An 18,551-nucleotide genomic window follows, 5' to 3' on the forward strand; every position below is an offset into this window, starting at 1 on the left:
CGGTCGGCATTCTGCCGGGAGGCGGTTGCGGCGAGAGGCGGCCGCCCCGCGCATCCTCCACGGCTTCGGGCCCCGATCTCAGGGCCCCTGACGGCCGTTGGAGCGCTCTCAACGTCAACTGCGGGGCCACCAGCCCGAGAAGTTGTTCGTCGAAGGGCTTCTACCGGCCGGTAACTCGCCGGTAGCCTCGCGTCCACTCGGCATCGTGACCATGACAACCCGGATGCGGATGCCAAGTGGGCACCCTCGCCGAACCCCCCACGAGAAGGAGCAGCGGACCATGGCAGGACGCGATGTGCGTAGACGGATCGGCGCGGTTTCGGTCGTTGCGGCCCTGGGCCTGGGGGTGAACGCCGCCGTCACCGTCCCGGCGGCCGCTGCCCCCGCAGCGACGGCGACAGCGGTCTCGGCGCTGCAGGCCGATGTCGACTACGACACCTGGCAGAGCGACGTGCGGGCCGTGATCGATCAGGCTCTGCCGTACGTCCAGCAGCGCACCGCGAACGCCGCCGGGCAGAAGCTCGCGATCGTCTTCGACGTCGACAACACGACGCTGGAGACGGACTTCCATCCCTGGTACGAGCTCCCGACCCCGGCGGTCGAGCCGTCCCTGGAACTGGCGCGTTACGCGAAGTCCCGGGGTGTCGACATCTTCTTCGTCACCGCACGGCCCGGCATCATCAAGAGCCTTACGGAGGCCAACCTCAAGACCGTGGGCTATCCGGTCTCCGGGGTCTACGTACGCGACCTTCCCGATCTGTTCGATGAGGTCAGTGCCTACAAGACCAGCAAGCGGGCCGAGATCGAGGCGCGGGGCTACACGATCATCGCAAACGTCGGCAACAACGAGTCCGACCTCGTCGGCGGGCACGCCGAGCGGACCTTCAAGCTGCCGGACTACGACGGGCAGTTGTCCTGAGGCGCCTCAGTTCGTGGTCTGGGAGGCGCCTCAGTTCCCGGGTCGCGCGTCCTGGTCAGGCTTCTTCGGCGACCGGATGGGCGGCCATTCCTCGGCCTTCTCGGCCGGAGTGAGGCGGGCGAGCGCATCGGACAGCCGACGGCAGACCTGCTCGATCTCCCGGCGGGTGTGGTCCCGCTCGGTGATCGTGGCTGCGAGCAGCAGGGCCGTCAGGGCCACGGTCCCGTTGAGGGCCTGCAGGGTGACCATTTTGGCGAGGAGGTCGTGACCGGAGAACGGGCCGGACCCATTCGCGCCCGCGTCGATCGCGATGACCGAGATGATCAGTACGCAGGGAGCGGCGCCGGCCAGCTGGAAGCGGAACGCCGCCCAGATCACGAACGGGAACACGAGGAAGAGCAGGCCGAGCGTGCTCTGGGTGGCCACGGCGGTGACGGCCGCGGTGCCGGCCAGCAGGGCCACCGCCTCGGCCCACCGGGGGACGGGAACGCCGCGTGGCCACCGCCAGGTCCGGATGGCGAGCAGGAGCGGTGCGATGACCAGCACGCCCATCGCATCGCCCGTCCACCACACCGACCAGGCGGGCCAGAACCCGTCGGCGCTCAGGGCGCCGGAGAGCACCAGTACCCCGGCTCCGAGGGTCGCACTGATCAGCATTCCGCCCAGCGCGCCCAGGAAGACCAGGGCGAGCGCGTCCCGCAGCCGGTCGAGCTCGATGCGGAAACCCGCCCGTCTGAGGAGCAGATACGCGCAGACCGGGGCCAGCGTGTTGCCGACCGCGATCGCGACGACCGGAAGAATCGAAGGACCGAGCGACACGTTCACCAGGAACGCACCGAGAGCGATCCCCGGCCACACCCGAGTGCCCCACAGCAGGAGACTCACCAGGGCGACACCGGTCGGCGGCCAGAGCGGTGTGATCTGCCCGCGGACCAGCTGCTGCATGAGTCCGATCCTGGCGGCCGCGTAGTAGACCGCCGCGACGGCAATGATGCGCAGGCCCACGGCGGCGTGGTGCCGGAACCGCTGGCTGCTGCTCGCCACGGCGGTCATGTCCTTACGTGTCGTAGGTGAGAACGAGAACGGCGGCGTCGTCGCTGTGGCCGGTGAGATCGGCGACTTTGATCACTTCCGCGGCCAGGGCGTCGGGGTCGGCGCCGCACGAGTCACGCACTAGTGCGGCCACCCGGTCGAGCCCTTGCTCGATCTCGTAGTCCGGGCCTTCCACCACGCCGTCCGTGAGCAGGACGAAGGCTCCCTTGCCCGTCAGCACGCGGCGGGTCGACGGGTACTTCTCATCGGGCATGATGCCCAGGGGCAGGCCGCCGTCGGCCATGATGACGTCGCATTGGCCGTCGCACGATGCCCAGACCGCGGGAATGTGTCCGGCGCGGGAAGCCGTCAGCTCGCCGGTCGCCGGGGCGAAACGGGCGAACAAGCAGGTCACGAAGAGGTCGGAGCCCATGGAGACCAGCAGGTCGTTGGTGCGGCCCAGAATCTCCGCCGGGTCCGTGGTGGCCACCGCGACGGCGCGCAGACACGTGCGTACCTGCCCCATGTAGGCCGCTGCCTCGACATCGTGGCCCTGTACGTCTCCGATCGCGAACCCGATCGAGCCGTCCGACATGGGGAAGACGTCGTACCAGTCGCCGCCGATGTCCAGACCGTCCCTGGCGGGTGCGTACCGTCCCGCGACCTGCAGACCGGGCAGTCGCGGTATCTCGGTGGGGAGGCACTGACGCTGCAGCGCGGCCGCGAGTTCCACCCGGGCCTGCTGCAACTTGATCCGCTCGAGTATCTGGCCGGTGAGCTGACCGAGCGTGCGCAATCGCTCTTCGGCGCTGCTGGACGGAGCGGTACGACGTCGAGGCATGGCATAACACTCCGGTGTTGTCGGAGTTGAGCCATATATCACGTTACCGCTGTTGCGGGAGACTTTTGCTGGCTGATTCTGGTGACCGTTCGGCGAGCCGGAGAGCGTGCTTACGGCAGGCGTGCGGGGTACCCAGGTGCCATGGCCCTCGTGCCGGCTCCGGTCGCCGCCACGGCGCCGAAGGGTGAGGCTGTAGAGGGGGCAGAGCGCTGTGAGGAGAGGAGCGAACCGAGGGTGAACAGCACTCAGGCGCATGAACCAGAGGTCCAGGCGCATGAACCAGAGGTCACGGTGGAGCTCAGCGAATGCTCGGCGCAGGACGCCCACACCGTCTTCTCCGCCCTGCGCACGTCCTTCGCATGCGACCGCCGGCCCAATGAGGTGCCGCACGAGGCCCACGCGACCCGCCCGACCGTGTGGAACGCGACGTTCGACGTGTGCGAGCCGGGGTCCGCGGGCAAGCTGGGCGCCGTGGCCGAACCTGCGCAGCTGACGGGTCCGGTCATCGCGAACATCCAGGGCGGCTACCACGCGGTCGACCGGCTGCGCGACGCCTTGGGCGCCGTGTTCGCCGTCGAGGTGGTCGGCAAGGTCTCCGGCGACCAGGAAACCGAGAATCAACTGCGGCTGACGACGAAGTAGCCGGGTCGCAGCGGGACGAGGACGTACGGGCCGGGTCGACGACCGTCCCGCCCACATCAGCCGCTCCGCTCCGGCCCACATCAGCCGCTCCGGCGGAGCTTCCGGTCCGCAGCAGCCGGACCGTGGCGGCCCCGCGGGCGGTGGCGAGGCCTCGCCCGTCAGCGGTGGTGCCCCCAGTGTGCGGGGCGCGTGACCGTCGCCGGGAGCAGGGTCTCGGCGTCGCCCTTCGCCGCATTCACCTGCGGCTGGGTGAGGAAGATGCTTCCGGTGAGGTCGGCGCCGCTCAACTCGGCGCCTCGGAGGTCCGCGCCGATGAGGTCGGCCGTGCGCATATCGGCGCGGCTGAGGTCGGCCGCTATGAGGCAGGCGCCCCGGAGGCTGGCGCCCCGCAGGTCGGCTCCGTCCAGCCAGGCGCCGACGAGGTCGGCTCCTCGGTGGTTCTTCCTGCCTCCTGGGATGTTCGCGCGCACCGACTCGCTGGCGCCCAGCAGCAGAGCGTTGACGTCGTGACGGACCGCCGCCACGTCGAGTGCGGCGAGTGATTCGGCGCTGCCGCGAGTCAGACGGTCGAGGGTTTCTCGCGCGCGCCGGAGGTCCTTGTGGAGGGCACGGGCGGGAGCCAGGCCGAGGGCTTCGGTGACGTACCGAAGCAGTTCATGGAGCTGCCGCATGACCGGGAACACGTCGAACATCTGCCGTGCGGTTTCGGGAGCCTGCCGCCAGTCACGGCCGCCGAAGGTGATCTGACTGACCTTCTGTCCGGCGCCGAGCAGTCGAAGACCGTGCACCCGGCGAAGCCCTTGTCGCGGAGCCGGTCGTGGATGCCGCAGCGGAAGTCCGGCCGGAGGTTCGCACATGGTTGCCCGGCGTCCTTGTCGACGGCGAAGTCGGCCGACGCGGCGAACGGCAGCGCAACGCAGCAGAGCCCGAAGCAGCGTGTGCAGTCCGCCCGGAGATCGGGACTGCCCAGGCCGGCTTCGCCGGCCGACGGGTTATCGCGCTTCGGGGACAACGTGCGTGACCTCCTGCCGCTGGTGAGGACCGCTTGTCGGGTGCATCCCGCCGTCTCCGCCGTTTCTCGTCGTTCTGGGGGCGAGCCGCCATTGTTCCCGACGGATGCGCGTCACAGAACTGACTTTCGCAGCAGGCAGGCTCACAGTCTGCGGTTCAGTGCGGCGGAACCTCCGACAGCGCCGCGCGGACGCTGTTGAGGTAGTCCGCCAGGTTCCGTCGCTGAGTGGGGGTGAGGCCGGAGACCATCCGCTCCTCGAGCTCCGTCACCGCTTCCTCGTACGTGTCGAGCAGGTCCCGGCCCGCCTCGGTGAGGCTGAGGAGCAGCACCCGCCGGTTGTCCGGGTTGCGGCGGCGGGTGATCAGGCCGCGCCGTTCCAGGGCCGTGACCATGTCCGCCATGGACTGCGCGGTGACGAAGGAGTTGCGGGCCAGCTGCGCGGAGCTCATTCCGTCGCGGCGGCGGAGCACCGTGAGAGCGGTGTACTGCAGCGCGGTGATGCCGGCCGGCTTGACCAGTTCGTCCAGGTGGGAGCGCGTCACGAGCTCGACCTGCTTGATCGTGTACAGCAGGGTCGGCTGCGGGATCTCCGCGATGCCTGTCGCTCCTCCGTCGCCGCTCCTGCTGGCTGTGCGCGCCACGTGGCTCCTCCGCCGTCCTCGACATTCAGGTTTCCTGATTATGCCCAGGCTCTTGCCATCGACGCCATGGGGCGTAATCATCAGGAAACCTGTTGGTCGCAGTGGTGCGGCCACCATCTGTGCGGTGCGGCGAGCCGCCGTGCCGGGAAGGCGAGCGGGCCATGTCCCTTTCCGAGGAGCAGAACGTCTCCGCTGTGCGCAGGCCGCACATCGAACCGGGCAGGCTTTTCATCGACGGCGAGTGGCGAGAAGCGGAGGCCAAGGGGCGCCGGGACGTGATCGATCCGTCCACGGGCCAGGTGCTCACGACTGTGGCGGAGGCGGACGCCTCCGACCTCGACGCCGCCGTCGCGGCCGCGCGCAAGGCGTTCGACGAGAGCGGCTGGGCGCAGCTGCCGGGCCGCGAGCGGGCCCGCATCCTGAACCGCGCGGGCGACATCATCCGCCGCCGCGCTGACGAGCTCGTGGCCACCGAGAGCGCGAACGTCGGCAAGCCGGTGTCGCTGTGCCGCGTGGTCGACGTGGCGACCGCCGCCGAGGAGTACGAGTACTGCGCGGCCCTGGCGCAGAGCATCGAGGGCTCCACCCGGCAGATCCCGATCCCCGCGCACGCCTACACCCGCCGTGAGCCGCTCGGCGTCGTCGGCGCGATCACCCCGTTCAACTTCCCGCTGATCCTCAGCAGTTCGAAGATCGCCCCCGCGCTGGCCGCCGGCAACACCGTAGTCCACAAGCCCGCCGAGGAGACCCCGCTCAGCGCCCTGCTGATGGCGGAGATCCTGACCGAGGCCGGAGTCCCGAACGGCGTGCTGAACGTCGTCACCGGCAGCGGCTCCGTCGTGGGTGAGGCGCTGCTGCGCCACCCCGGCATCGACAAGCTCGCCTTCACCGGCTCGACGAAGATCGGCCGCCACGCGGCCGCCGTCGCCGGCGAGGCCCTCAAGCCCGTCACCATGGAGCTCGGCGGCAACGCCGCGCACATCGTCTTCGAGGACGCCGACCTGGAGAAGGCGATCGGCGCCGCCATCAAGGGCTTCATCTTCAACACCGGCCAGTTCTGTATGGGCGGCCCGCGCCTGCTGGTGCACAGCTCCCTGTACGACGCCGTGGTGGGAGCGCTCTCCGGAGCCGTCCCGGGGGTGCCCGTGGGCGACCCCTTCGACCCCGCGACCGTCGTCGGACCGATGGCGGGGGAGCGGCACCTCGCCAAGGTCGAGGAGTACGTCCGCATCGCCAAGGAGGACGGCGGCCGCATCGTCGCCGGCGGCGAGCGCCTCGACCTCGGTGGTGGCTACTACTTCCAGCCGACCGTCATCGCCGACCTCGGCAACGACTCGCGCGCCGTGCAGGAGGAGATCTTCGGCCCGGTCCTGACCGTGCAGTCCTTCGACACCGAGGACGAGGCCGTGGCCATGGCCAACAGCACGCCGTACGGCCTGGCGTCCGGCCTGCAGACGAAGGACGTGGCCCGCGCTCACCGCGTGGCGGCCCGGCTGCAGGCGGGCATCGTCTGGGTCAACGACTGGGCGATGCTCGACCCGGCGATCCCTTTCGGCGGCGTCAAGCAGTCCGGTTTCGGACGGGAGTACGGCCCGGAGGCCCTGGAGGCGTACACCAAGGTCAAGTCCGTGGTGATCTCGCTGGCCTGACGGGCGCTCTCCGGCCCGTGGCGGCGGCGAGGCGATCGGCTCGTTGGCCTGACGGCCTTCACTCGCCCGGCTGCTCGCCGACTCGACGGGGTTCCCCCGGCCCCCGCTGCCCGCCCGTACGAACCATCCGCCCGCACGAGCCACCCGCCGCACCACTCACCTGTCCGCACCACTCACCTGTCCGCACCATCCACCGCTCGGCCGGTTCACCACCCGGTCAGCCCGCGGCCCGGCCGGCCCACCCCCCTGGCCGGACCACCGAGCGACAGGCCCGCCCTCGCCCCTGCCGGGCGAGGGCCCTGATCCGGCTCGCTCGCCCCTCGCTCCTCCCCGGCGAGGGCCTCCCCACTCGATGGGGCCTTGTCCCTCCCCTGCGAGGCCCCATCCCACTCGATCGATCGGCCTTCCTCGGTCCCCGATAGTCCCTGGTCCCCGATAGTCCCGATAAGTCCCCTGATCGGGCCGCTTCGCCACCCAATCTGCGCTGTCCGCAAGGAGCTTGCACATGACCACCACCACTGCCGCGGCTGTCGTCGAGTCGCCAGGCGCCGGTTTCTCCCTCTCCGAGGTCGAACTCGCCGAGCCCCGCGCGGACGAGGTCCTCGTACGCATGGTCGCCGCCGGCGTCTGCCACACGGACCTCGGCGTCGCCGGGGGCGCGCTGCCCTTCCCGCTGCCCGGCGTGCTGGGGCACGAGGGCGCGGGTGTCGTGGAGGCCGTCGGCTCCGCCGTGAGCCGCGTCAAGCCCGGTGACCACGTCCTGCTGTCCTTCACCTCCTGCGGACGGTGTGCCAACTGCCGCGACGGACACCCCGCGTACTGCGACGCGTGGCTGCCGCTGAACCTGCTGGGCGGCGCCCGTGCGGACGGCTCGGCCACCGTGACCCGTGGCGGCGAGGCCATCGGCGGTCACTTCTTCGGCCAGTCGTCCTTCGCCCGCCACGCGCTGGTCGACGAGCGGAGCCTGGTCAAGGTCCCGGCCGACGTGCCACTGGAGCTCATGGCGCCGCTCGGCTGCGGTGTGCAGACCGGTGCGGGCGCCGTGTGGAACGTACTGAAGCCCCGTCCCGGCGCGACCCTCGTCGTCACCGGCGCCGGAGCCGTCGGACTGTCCGCGGTCATGGCGGCCCGGCTGACTCCCGCCACCCGCATCATCGCCGTCGATCGCGTTCCCGCCCGCCTCGAGCTGGCGCGTGAGCTCGGCGCGACCCACACCATCGACACCACCAGCGACGACCTGGCCGAGACCGTCGCCGAGATCACCGGCGGCCACGGCGCCGACGGCGTGGTGGAGACGACCGGCAACATCCAGGTGGCCGGCGCCGCGATCGGCGCCCTCGCCGCACGCGGAACGGCGGTCCTGGTCGGAGCGCCGGCCTTCGGCTCGACCGTGCCGGTCGACGTCAACTTCATGCTGCCGGGCCGCCAGGTCGTCGGTCTGACCCTCGGCGACAGCGAGACGGAGGCGCTCATCCCGGTCCTGGTCGAGCTCGTGGCCTCGGGACGCATGCCGGTCGACCGGCTGGTCAAGCACTACAAGTTCGAGGAGATCCAGCAGGCGGTGGGCGACGTGGTCTCCGGCGAGGCGATCAAGCCGGTCCTGAAGTTCTGAACCCACGCCGGAAGACTCGGGACCACGGGCCGCCGCGGCGTCACACGCCGCGGCGGCTCTCGCGTCGCAACCGCCGGCCCTCGCGTCGCAAACCGCCGGCCGCCGCGGACGTGTCGCTCTCGGCACAGGGGGCAGCAGCTGCCCCATTGTGGAACAGCAGGCGCGGCCCGGCCGGGGCCAGTGCCGACGGCAAGCCGCAATGGGCAAGGGGCAGGACGTGAACAGTACGGATGTGTTGCGCGACGGCTACGGCCGCATCCAGGAGGCGGTGCACGCCGCCGTCGAAGGGCTCTCGCCCGAGGAGCTGACCGCCCGCATCGATCCCGGGGCAAATTCGATCGCCTGGCTGGTGTGGCATCTGACCCGGGTGCAGGACGATCACATCTCCGACGTCGCCGGCCTCGAGCAGGTATGGATCTCCCAGGACTGGGCCGGTCGATTCGAACTGCCCTACGCGAAGCGGGCGACCGGGTACGGCCACAGCAGCCGGCAGGTCGGGAAGATGGCGGTCGAGTCGGGCGACATGCTGCTCGGGTACTACAACGCGGTGCACGAGCAGACCCTCGACTTCCTGAACGGCCTCGAGGACGGTGACCTCGACCGTGTCGTGGACGAGAGCTGGACTCCTGCGGTCACCCTCGGCGTCCGCCTGGTCAGCGTCATCGAGGACGACCTCCAGCACGCGGGCCAGGCGGCTTTCGTCCGCGGCGTGCTGGAGCGCCGTCAGGAGGACTGACCGGAGGACTGACCAACTGACCAGAGGACTGGCCAACGGGGCGCGTGAGTGCCTGCGTCGTCACAGGCGCAGTATGACCAGAGCCGTGTCGTCGGTGTTCCCGCTGCACGGGAGCAGATCGGTCAGGAGGGCGTCGGCCAGTTCCTCGGCGCCCAGGGTCCGGTGCCTCGTGAGGCAGTCGGCGAGCCGGCCCAGACCCGTGTAGATGTCCTCGCCGCGTCGCTCGACGAGGCCGTCGGTGTACAGGACGAGGACGGAGCCGTCGGCGTAGTGCGTGCGGGCCTGCGGCCGGGGCAGATGCTCGAGGCGCGCACCGAGCGGAGGGTCGGTGGCCGCGTCGAGGAACCGCACGGCACCGCCGGGGTCCAGGACGGCGGGCGGAGGGTGACCGGCGCTGCTGTAGGTGATGGTCCCGGCTTTGCGGTCGATCGCGGCCAGGACCGCCGTGGTGGACTCGGCGCCCTCCACCGACCTCGCGTACAGACCCAGTGCGTCCAGGGCCTCCGCCGGCCCGTCCGCGACCGGCACAGCCGCGCACAACGCGCTGCGCAGCTGTCCCATGACGCAGGCCGCCTCCAGACCGTGACCAACGACGTCGCCGACGGTGACAGCGATGCGGCCCTCTTCGAGATCGACGAGGTCGTACCAGTCGCCGCACACGTTCAGCGCTCCGACGGCGGGCCGGTAGCGCACCGCCGCACCATGGCGCCTGATCTGCTTGGGCGGCGGCAGCATCGCCCTCTGCAGTGCGAGGGCCACCCCGCGTTCCCGCTCGTGCGCCTCGCGCAGCCGCTCGTTGACCTCCTGCAGCTCCCCGGCGCGGGTGAACAGGTCGGCTTCCATCAGTCTCTGGCGGTCTCCGCCGCCCCCCTGCCCGCGGGCGCGCACGAGCTCGGTGACCTCTTCGACCCGGTGGACGATCAGCACCACCTTCCCGTCCTGATCCAGAACGGGAGTGTTGACCGTGCTCCAGTAGCGCTCCTCGAACACGCCCGGCCGGTCGGGTACCTGCACGTCCCAACGCTGCAGCGCCATGCTGTCGCGCTCCCCGGTGGCCGCCACCCGTTGCAGGGACGCCCGGAGGTTGCGCGTTCCGGAGGCGGCGGGATCAGCGGGATTGTCGGGGAACATATCGAACACATGGCGGCCGACCAGCCGGTCGCGCGGACGTCCGGACACGCGCTCGTACGCCGGATTCGCTTCAGCGATGACCAGGTCCGGATCGAGCAGCAGCACGGCACTGGGAAGCGCCTGGAATACGCCCTCGTAGTCGATACCGGACTCTCTCATGATCTGCCCGCCTGAACCGATGCCCGTTCCGGATCTCCCGGAACTCCTAGAATAGACAGGAGGTCCTGTCCGGCCATTCCCGTGGCAATACCAGCGCCCTTTCCGATTTCTCCGGCATCGATTCCTCCTGCCCGTCCGGAGCGTCACCCGTGCGGCCGGGCGGCCCATCGTCCCTGGTCCGATGGGGCGTAGCCACGGTGTCAACGGAGCCCGGAACACGAGGTTCTCGCGCCGACGGGTTTCACTGTCGTCCGGACGGGTCTTCGTAGGGGAGGGGGAGGCCCCGGAACGCACAGAGGGAGCAGCGAAATGGGACACGGCGGAGACGTAATCGCCGAATTGATCGCCGACCATGAGGAAGTCGAGGAGATCTTCGTCAACATCGAGGGACTGCCGTCCGGGGACGGAATGCGGAAAAAGCACGCCGACCGGGCGACCATCGAATTGGTCCGGCACTCGGTGGCGGAGGAGGCATATCTCTATCCGGCCGTGCGCGAGCACGTCCCGGGCGGTGGCGAGATCGCGGACAAGGAGCTGCAGGACCATGCCCGGGCCGAGCGCACGATGAAGGACCTGGAGGGCCTCGAGGCCGACGATCCGCAGTTCGACACGCTGATCACCCAGCTGATCACGGAGATCCGGGAGCACATCACGGACGAGGAGGAGAACCTCTTCCCACGTCTGCGCGAGTCGTGTTCCACCGAGACGCTGAACGAACTCGGGGACAAGGTGAGGCAGGCCAAGAAGACTGCGCCCACCCGTCCGCATCCGTCCGCTCCCGACAAGCCGCCCCTCAACAAGCTGCTGGCACCCGGTGTCGGGCTCGTCGACCGGCTGCGTGACACGCTGACCGGCCGCGGCAAGTAGTTCTGCAGGCGTCCTGAGAGCGCTCTCGGAACGGGAGAATCTGCCCGGCTGTGGGTGGCGGCCCACGAGCCGGGCAGAGGCGTGCCCAGGGCGGTCACGGCCGTGACGGCCCGACGGAACTCACGGCCGTGACGGCCCCACGGAACTCACGGCCGTGGCGTCACGACGGAATTCACAGCCGTGGCGCGCACAAGGGGTGTTACGACCTGCCGCCCTGGGTGTCAGGACCTGCCGCCCTGGCTGTCACGACCTGCCGCCCTGCGGCGACCGGTCACACCCGAGCCGTTGGCGGATACGGGCCAGCCTCGGATAGCGCTCCCGCTGCTCGCGTGCGTTGCGGTCGAGCTCCTCCAGCAGGCGCTTGGAGCGGTGCTCCATGTCCAGCTCGTCGAGGATGCGGTTGACCTCGGTGAGCAGCGCACCGTGGAGGTGCCAGTTGCGGGGGTCCTGCTGCACGCCTTCCAGCAGCACGAGTGCCAGTTTGTCGCGGCTTGCGTTCGCCGCCGCCAGTTCGCCGGCGAGCCGGGCCTCTGCCGCCTCCGCGTTCTCGCTGACCTGAGTGGTCACGAGCACCGCGAAACTGACCACGGCATCGGCGACATGCCCCAGCAGCTCCTGGAGGGCCACGCCGACGTCCCGCGGGAGGAGCGGCTCGTCGGTCCGCACCTTGGCGAGATCGGTGAGGGTGCGCGCCAGGACCCGCAGCACGACCGTGCAGATCTCCAGTGTGTCGAGCCCTGTGCGCAGTACGACGCGGTGCAGCAGGCCCTCCTTGACCCGCGGGTTGAGCCGCAGGCTGTCCTCGGCCTGCCGCAGAGCCGCGTCGACCTCGGCGATGTCGTGGTCGAGCCTGCGCGCCTCGTGCAGCCGGTCGGCGGCCTGCTCGGGCGGCGTGGGGGAGGTCAGCTGCTCGCCGCTGCGCAGCAGCAGCCGGCGCATACGGCGGGCCAGGTCCTCGATCGAGGCGCCCGCCTCACCGACCCACACGGGCGGCACCAGCAGAAAGTTGAAGGCCAGGCCCACCGCGGCGCCGATCAGCGTCTCCAGCACCCGGTCCCACGCGGTGTCGGCCACCCGGGTCACACCGAGCACCAGCATGGCGCTGATCGCCACCTCGGGCACGAACTCGCTTACGCGGACGAAGTGCCCCACGGTGAGGGACGCCAGGATGATCAGGCCCAGGCTCCACCACGTCAGCCCCACCAGCACGCTGAACCCGATGGCGATCAGCACCCCGACCACGACGGAGTTCACACGGCGGATGCCGGTAGTCAGCGTGGAGTAGAGGGTCACCTGAACGACCAGCAGCGCGGTGAGCGGAGCAGTCAGCGGCGCCGGCTCGTTGCTCAGCTGGAGGGCGACGACGTAGGCGATGGTGGCCGCCGCGGTGGAACGCAGCGTCTGCACGACGACAGGCTCGCGGCTTCGCTTCACGAACTGGGCCACCGGCGCAGCCACCGCTGCACCACGTACTTGAGGCATCCTTGGTCACTTCCCGGCTCTGCGGCACCACAGACCACCAACGTGGTACAGGGTGCCGCAGGGCGCAGCGGAAGCGTGGCAGCGACCGAGGGCTGGGACGGAGCCGACGGGCCCGCATCGTGCCCGCGGGCGCACGGGCCGGTCCCGGTCGCCGGCGTACGGATCGTCCTATTCGCCCGCGTACGCCTTCTCCAGGGCGGCGATGTCGAACCTGACCATCGAGAGCATCGCCTCGGTGGCGCGCTTCGCCTTCTCCGGGTCCGGGTCGCTGATCATCTCGATGAGGCCGACGGGGACGACCTGCCAGGACACGCCGTACTTGTCCCTGAGCCAGCCGCAGGCCACCTCCTGGCCGCCCTCGGAGAGCCTGTCCCAGTAGTAGTCGAGCTCCTTCTGGTCGTCGCAGAAGATCTGGAACGAGATGGCCTCGTTGAACGTGAACTCCGGCCCGCCGTTCAGCGCGACGAACTTCTGACCGTTGGCCTCGAACTCGACGGTCACGACCGAGCCGGCGGGACCCGGACCTGCCTCGTTGTAACGGACGATCCTCCCCAGCCTGGAGTCCTTGAAAATCGAGATGTAGTGGTTCGCCGCTTCCTCCGCCTGCCCGTCGAACCACAGGCACGTGGTGAATCCCTTTGCTGCCATCGGTACCTCCTCGCAGATGAGCGTGTTCACCTGTACCGACCTGTCCGGGGCCGAAAACTCATCGGTGCCCGGGCAGCGTCCTGTTCGCCCGTATGGAGCCACCGCCGTTGCGCGACCGCCCGCAACTCCCCGATCTTGGAAACGGCCCCAGCCGGAACCAGTGTCGCCCCGGAACCCGTGTCATCGGCTCGATCGGGGGCACCCAGGACCGCAAAAGGGTGTTTCGGCCGGTGAGGTCTAGGCGGTGGGAACCATGGAGCTGCCCGTGGTCGTGGGCGTGGACGGGTCCGAGCCGAGTTTTCGGGCCGCCGAGTGGGCCGCCGACGAGGCCGTGCTGCACGGGGTGCAGCTGCGCGTGGTGCACGCGTCACTGTGGGAGAGATACGAGGGCGCAGCGCTCGCCGATGATGTGGGCGACCCGTCTGAGCGGGCGATGGCCGAGCACATCGTCTGCGCCGCGGCGGAACGGGCCCGGCTCCGCAACCCCGAAGCGAAGATCTCCACCGCCGTCCTGCCCGAGGACACGGTGACCGCGCTGCTGCGCGCGGCCCGGAACGCCTCGGTGCTGGTCACGGGCTCGCGGGGCCGCAGCGGTCTCACCGAGCTGGTGCTCGGCTCGGTGAGCCTGGCGGTCGCCGCCCATGCCGACTGCCCGGTGATCGTGCTGCGCGGCAGCCACGACCCGGACACCGTGCACCGGCGTGTCGTGCTCGGCGTGGGCGAACCGCCCCGGGGCATGGCCGCCGTGCGCTTCGCCTTCGAGGAGGCCGAGGTGCGCGGCGCCGAGCTGATTGCCGTACGGACCTGGCGGCGCCCGGCGCACGAGACCCCGAACCATCCGCTGATGGTCGGCGACCCGGCGCATTACCACGAGACGCGGGCAGCGGAGATCCTCGACGAGGTCCTGGAGGAGGCCGAGCAGGACCATCCTGGCGTCAGGCTGTGCCGGCGGACCGTCGAGGGGACGGCCCGCAGGGTGCTCCGGGAGGCGTCCGCCATGGCCGATCTGCTGGTCGTGGGCGCCCTGCGCCATCCCGGCCATGGTCATTTCGGCCTTCAGCTGGGCCGGATCGCGTACTCGGTGCTGCACCACGCCGCGTGCCCCGTCGCCGTCGTACCGCAGCGGGCCTGAGCCGTGGCCCGCTCAGTCCGTGAGGCTCGCCGCGTGATCGGGGACGTATGTCTGCAGGTTGCGCGGCGGGCGCTCGTAGCCCTTGGACGGCGGCCTGGGCGGCAGTTCGAGATCCGGGAAGGGCACGTCGTGGTAGGGAACCGAGTCGAGCAGGTGGGCGATCATGTTGATCCGCGCCCGGCGCTTGTCGTCGCTCTCGACCACGAACCACGGGGCTTCCGGGATGTCGGTGTGCACCATCATGTCGTCCTTGGCGCGGGAGTAGTCCTCCCAGCGCCGGATCGACTCCAGGTCCATGGGCGAGAGCTTCCACCGCTTCGTCGGGTCCTCCAGACGCTGGCGGAAGCGTCTCTCCTGCTCGGCGTCGCTCACCGAGAACCAGTACTTGCGGAGCAGGATCCCGTCCTCGACCAGCATCCGCTCGAAGATCGGGCACTGGTGGAGGAACCGCTGGTGCTCCTCCTTCGTGCAGAAGCCCATGACGTGCTCGACGCCTGCGCGGTTGTACCAGCTGCGGTCGAACAGCGCGATCTCGCCCGCCGCGGGCAGATGCGCGACATACCGCTGGAAGTACCACTGGCTGCGTTCGCGCTCGGTGGGCACGGGCAGGGCGACGATCCGCGCGACGCGCGGATTGAGGCGGTCCGCGACCCGCTTGATCGTGCCACCCTTGCCCGCTGCGTCCCGCCCCTCGAACACCACCACCAGGCGGGCACCCTCGGCTCGCACCCACTCCTGAAGCTTTACGAGTTCGGTCTGAAGGCGCAGCAGCTCGCGCTCGTAGACCTTCCGCGGCAGGGCGGTCGGCCCCTGTGACTCGTTACCGGCCATACCGCCTCCCTACCCCGACGACGCCCGCCTACGACGTTACGGAGTCCCTCATGCGCAAGGCCAAGCGCCAGGACAGCACGGTACTGACCGACGACGAACTGAGCACCCTGGACGCCCACTGGAGGGCCGCCAACTATCTGTCCGCCGGACAGATCTACCTGATGACGAACCCGCTGCTGAAGGAGAAGCTGCGCCCCGAACACATCAAGCCGCGGCTGCTCGGCCACTGGGGCACCTCGCCGGGCCTGAACCTCGTCCACACGCATCTCAACCGCGTCATCAAGGCCCGCGGCCGCGACACCGTATGCATCTGGGGCCCCGGCCACGGTGGCCCGTCGGTCCTCGCCAACTCCTGGCTGGAGGGCAGCTACACCGAGACCTACCCGGACGTGACCCGGGACGAGGCCGGGATGGAGCGCCTCTTCCGGCAGTTCTCCTTCCCCGGCGGCGTGCCCAGCCATGTCGCCCCCGAGACCCCGGGCTCCATCCACGAGGGAGGCGAGCTCGGCTACTCCCTTGCGCACGCGTACGGCGCCGCCCTCGACAACCCCGGTCTGCTCGTCGCCTGTGTCATCGGCGACGGCGAGGCCGAGACCGGCCCGCTGGCGGCGTCCTGGCACTCCAACAAGCTCCTCGACCCCGTGCACGACGGCGCCGTGCTGCCGATCCTCCATCTCAACGGCTACAAGATCGCCAACCCGACGGTCCTGGCCCGGCTCCCCGAGAGCGAACTCGACGATCTGCTGCGCGGGTACGGCCACGAGCCGGTCCACGTCTCCGGCGACGACCCGAGGGCCGTGCACCAGGCCATGGCCGCGGCCCTCGACCAGGCCCTGGACCGCATCGACAGCGCTCAGCGGGCGGCCCGTGAGGACGGCGCGACCGAGCGCCCGCGCTGGCCCGTCATCGTGCTGCGCACACCCAAGGGCTGGACCGGGCCCGACGAGGTCGACGGCGTACCCGTCGAGGGCACCTGGCGCTCCCACCAGGTGCCGCTCGCCGCAGTACGCGAAAACCCCGAGCACCTGCGCCAGTTGGAGCGCTGGCTGCGCTCGTACCGGCCCGATGAACTCTTCGACGAGCACGGCCGGCCCCGCGAGCAGGTTCTCGCCTGCATTCCCGAAGGCGACCTGCGGCTCGGTTCGACGCCGTACGCCAACGGTGGCCTGCTCGTACGCGAACTGCCGATGCCGGTGCTGGAGCGCTTCGCCGTACCCGTGGACAAGCCGGGCGCGACCCTGCACGAGCCCACCCGGATCCTCGGCAGTTTCGTCCAGCAGATCATGGAGGCCACACAGGAGCGCCGTGACTTCCGGGTCGTGGGGCCCGACGAGACCGAGTCCAACCGGCTGGGCGCCGTCTACGGTGCCACCGGCAAGGCCTGGCAGGCCGAGGTCCTGCCGACCGACGAGCACCTGTCCCGGCACGGCCGGGTCATGGAGATCCTCTCCGAGCACCTCTGCCAGGGCTGGCTGGAGGGCTATCTGCTCACCGGCCGGCACGGCCTGTTCTCCTGCTACGAGGCCTTCGTCCACATCGTCGACTCGATGGTCAACCAGCACATCAAGTGGCTGAGGACCTCCCGGCAGCTGACCTGGCGCGCCCCCATCGCCTCCCTCAACTACCTGCTGACCTCGCACGTCTGGCGCCAGGACCACAACGGCTTCTCCCACCAGGACCCCGGCTTCGTCGACCACGTCCTCAACAAGAGCCCCGAGGTCGTACGGGTCTATCTGCCGCCGGACGCCAACACTCTTCTGTCGGTCGCGGACCACGCGCTGCGCAGCCGCGATTACGTCAACGTGATCGTCGTCGGCAAGCAGCCCAGCTTCGACTGGCTGTCGATGGACGAGGCGCGGGTGCACTGCGCGCGCGGCGCCGGCATCTGGGAGTGGGCGGGCACCGAGACCAGCGGGCGCGAACCCGACGTCGTCCTCGCCTGCGCCGGCGATGTGCCGACACTGGAGGTACTGGCAGCGGCCGGGCTGCTCCGCCGCCATCTGCCCGACCTCGTCGTGCGCGTCGTCAACGTCGTCGACATCGCCCGGCTGATGCCGCGGGAGGAACACCCGCACGGCATGAGCGACTTCGAGTTCGACGGCCTCTTCACGCCCGACAAGCCGGTGATCTTCGCCTACCACGGGTACCCGTGGCTGATCCACCGGCTGGCGTACCGGCGGGAGGGCCACCACCACTTCCATGTTCGCGGCTACAAGGAGCGGGGCACCACCACGACACCGTTCGACATGGTCGTCAGCAACGACATGGACCGCTACCGGCTGGTCATGGACGTCGTCGACCGGGTTCCCGGCCTCGCGGTGCGCGCCGCCGCCGTGCGGCAGGAGATGGCCGACGCCAGGGCCCGGCACCACGACTGGATCCGCGCGCACGGCGTCGACATGCCCGAGGTCGCGGAATGGACCTGGGCGGGATGAACACGACGGCGGAGGCAGTGCCCCGGGTCCTGCGCGGCATGGCGGGCGTGATCCTCGACAACGACGGTGTGATCACCGACTCCGCGCGGGTGCACGCCGCCGCGTGGAAGGAGGCCTTCGACGCCTGCCTGCGCGACCATCCGCCCCCGGACCCGGCCCAGCGCCGCCCCTTCGACGCACGCGAGGACTATCTCCGGTACGTCGACGGCAAGTCCCGCCTGGACGGAGCAGCGGACTTCCTCGCGTCCCGCGGGTTCGACCTGCCACTCGGCGATCCCGCGGACGGGCCCGGAACGGACACCGTTCGGGCCGTCGCCGCGCTCAAGGAGAAGCTGTTCACCGACCGGCTGCGGGAACACGGCGTCGACGCCTTCCCCGGCACCGTGCGGCTGCTGACCGTGCTGCACTCCGCCAGGGTCCCGCTGGCGGCCGCGTCCGCATCCCGGCACGCCCGCGAACTCCTGGAACGCGCAGGGGTACTGGACTTCTTCGACGCTCTCGTCGACGGCGTGGAGGCGGCCCGGCTGGGTCTGCCCGGCAAGCCCGATCCCGCGCTGTTCCTGGAAGCGGCCCGGCGCCTGGACGTCGCCCCGGCCGCTGCCGCCGCCGTCGAGGACGCCCTGGCCGGTGTCGAGGCGGCGCGCCGCGGTGGCTTCGGACTGGTGATCGGCGTGGACCGCGCGCGCACCCCGCAAACGCGTGCTGAACTGCTGAAGCAGGGAGCCGACCTGGTGGTACACGACCTGGGGGAGCTCCTCACCGAAGAAAGCCCGGAGAACTGA

General features: G+C 70.2%; 16 protein-coding genes and 1 pseudogene. 9 read left to right on the forward strand and 8 right to left on the reverse strand.

Annotated features, from left to right (window positions below; translation table 11 throughout):
* Nucleotides 1–280: 280 nt before the first annotated feature.
* Entirely contained in the window at nt 281–919 is a 639-nt protein-coding gene (locus ABT009_RS35070; RefSeq protein ID WP_351304436.1) for an HAD family acid phosphatase, read from the forward strand.
* 30 nt (nt 920–949) lie between these two features.
* On the opposite strand, the gene ABT009_RS35075 is transcribed toward ABT009_RS35070, so the two are convergent.
* Both ABT009_RS35075 and ABT009_RS35080 read right to left on the reverse strand, forming a co-directional pair.
* Nucleotides 950–1,972 carry an MASE1 domain-containing protein gene (locus ABT009_RS35075; protein WP_351304439.1) on the reverse strand — a complete coding sequence of 341 codons (1,023 nt, stop codon included), beginning with the start codon at nt 1,970–1,972 and terminating at the stop codon, nt 950–952.
* A gap of 4 nt (nt 1,973–1,976) precedes the next feature.
* The gene (locus ABT009_RS35080) at nt 1,977–2,792 is read right to left on the reverse strand and encodes a PP2C family protein-serine/threonine phosphatase (RefSeq protein ID WP_351304442.1); all 816 of its coding nucleotides are present in this window, start codon (nt 2,790–2,792) and stop codon (nt 1,977–1,979) included.
* Between the two features lie 234 nt (nt 2,793–3,026).
* On the opposite strand from ABT009_RS35080, the gene ABT009_RS35085 reads away from it, so the two are divergent.
* Nucleotides 3,027–3,434, forward strand: a complete 408-nt coding sequence (locus tag ABT009_RS35085; protein WP_351304445.1) for a hypothetical protein — start codon at nt 3,027–3,029, stop codon at nt 3,432–3,434.
* Nucleotides 3,435–3,592: 158 nt separating this feature from the next.
* Here the strand turns inward: ABT009_RS35085 and ABT009_RS35090 are convergent.
* Nucleotides 3,593–4,446 (reverse strand): annotated as a pseudogene (locus tag ABT009_RS35090) (pentapeptide repeat-containing protein).
* 155 nt (nt 4,447–4,601) lie between these two features.
* Nucleotides 4,602–5,042 carry a MarR family winged helix-turn-helix transcriptional regulator gene (locus ABT009_RS35095; protein ID WP_351304570.1) on the reverse strand — a complete coding sequence of 147 codons (441 nt, stop codon included), beginning with the start codon at nt 5,040–5,042 and terminating at the stop codon, nt 4,602–4,604.
* 206 nt (nt 5,043–5,248) lie between these two features.
* Here ABT009_RS35095 and ABT009_RS35100 point away from each other — a divergent pair, with 206 nt between their 5' ends.
* The 3 genes from ABT009_RS35100 (at nt 5,249) to ABT009_RS35110 (ending at nt 9,084) form a co-directional block, all read left to right on the forward strand.
* The gene (locus ABT009_RS35100; RefSeq protein ID WP_351304448.1) at nt 5,249–6,736 is read left to right on the forward strand and encodes an aldehyde dehydrogenase family protein; all 1,488 of its coding nucleotides are present in this window, start codon (nt 5,249–5,251) and stop codon (nt 6,734–6,736) included.
* Between the two features lie 505 nt (nt 6,737–7,241).
* Nucleotides 7,242–8,348 (forward strand): NAD(P)-dependent alcohol dehydrogenase, encoded by a 1,107-nt coding sequence (locus ABT009_RS35105; protein WP_351304451.1) that lies wholly within the window; start codon nt 7,242–7,244, stop codon nt 8,346–8,348.
* Nucleotides 8,349–8,565: 217 nt separating this feature from the next.
* Nucleotides 8,566–9,084 (forward strand): mycothiol transferase, encoded by a 519-nt coding sequence (locus tag ABT009_RS35110; protein WP_351304454.1) that lies wholly within the window; start codon nt 8,566–8,568, stop codon nt 9,082–9,084.
* Nucleotides 9,085–9,144: 60 nt separating this feature from the next.
* Here the strand turns inward: ABT009_RS35110 and ABT009_RS35115 are convergent, their stop codons facing one another.
* Nucleotides 9,145–10,374, reverse strand: coding sequence for a PP2C family protein-serine/threonine phosphatase (locus ABT009_RS35115; RefSeq protein WP_351304457.1), 1,230 nt, complete (start codon nt 10,372–10,374; stop codon nt 9,145–9,147).
* Between the two features lie 309 nt (nt 10,375–10,683).
* Between ABT009_RS35115 and ABT009_RS35120 the strand changes: the two genes are divergently transcribed.
* Nucleotides 10,684–11,241 carry a hemerythrin domain-containing protein gene (locus tag ABT009_RS35120; protein ID WP_351304460.1) on the forward strand — a complete coding sequence of 186 codons (558 nt, stop codon included), beginning with the start codon at nt 10,684–10,686 and terminating at the stop codon, nt 11,239–11,241.
* A gap of 243 nt (nt 11,242–11,484) precedes the next feature.
* Here the strand turns inward: ABT009_RS35120 and ABT009_RS35125 are convergent, their stop codons facing one another.
* The gene (locus ABT009_RS35125) at nt 11,485–12,723 is read right to left on the reverse strand and encodes an FUSC family protein (protein ID WP_351304463.1); all 1,239 of its coding nucleotides are present in this window, start codon (nt 12,721–12,723) and stop codon (nt 11,485–11,487) included.
* Between the two features lie 168 nt (nt 12,724–12,891).
* Complete coding sequence (locus ABT009_RS35130; RefSeq protein ID WP_351304466.1) at nt 12,892–13,371, reverse strand: VOC family protein; 480 nt, start codon at nt 13,369–13,371, stop codon at nt 12,892–12,894.
* A 253-nt stretch (nt 13,372–13,624) separates the two neighbouring features.
* Between ABT009_RS35130 and ABT009_RS35135 the strand changes: the two genes are divergently transcribed.
* Nucleotides 13,625–14,503 (forward strand): universal stress protein, encoded by an 879-nt coding sequence (locus ABT009_RS35135; protein WP_351304573.1) that lies wholly within the window; start codon nt 13,625–13,627, stop codon nt 14,501–14,503.
* A 12-nt stretch (nt 14,504–14,515) separates the two neighbouring features.
* Here the strand turns inward: ABT009_RS35135 and ppk2 are convergent, their stop codons facing one another.
* Nucleotides 14,516–15,334 (reverse strand): polyphosphate kinase 2, encoded by an 819-nt coding sequence (ppk2, locus tag ABT009_RS35140; protein ID WP_351304469.1) that lies wholly within the window; start codon nt 15,332–15,334, stop codon nt 14,516–14,518.
* A 50-nt stretch (nt 15,335–15,384) separates the two neighbouring features.
* On the opposite strand from ppk2, the gene ABT009_RS35145 reads away from it, so the two are divergent.
* Both ABT009_RS35145 and ABT009_RS35150 read left to right on the forward strand, forming a co-directional pair.
* The gene (locus ABT009_RS35145; RefSeq protein WP_351304472.1) at nt 15,385–17,769 is read left to right on the forward strand and encodes a phosphoketolase family protein; all 2,385 of its coding nucleotides are present in this window, start codon (nt 15,385–15,387) and stop codon (nt 17,767–17,769) included.
* A complete protein-coding gene (locus ABT009_RS35150; RefSeq protein WP_351304475.1) occupies nt 17,766–18,551 on the forward strand; it encodes an HAD family hydrolase in 786 nt (261 codons plus the stop codon). The genes ABT009_RS35145 and ABT009_RS35150 overlap by 4 nt, the downstream gene beginning before the upstream one ends.

Source organism: Streptomyces sp. NPDC002896 (genome assembly GCF_040295225.1).
In the GTDB taxonomy this organism is placed as follows: domain Bacteria; phylum Actinomycetota; class Actinomycetes; order Streptomycetales; family Streptomycetaceae; genus Streptomyces.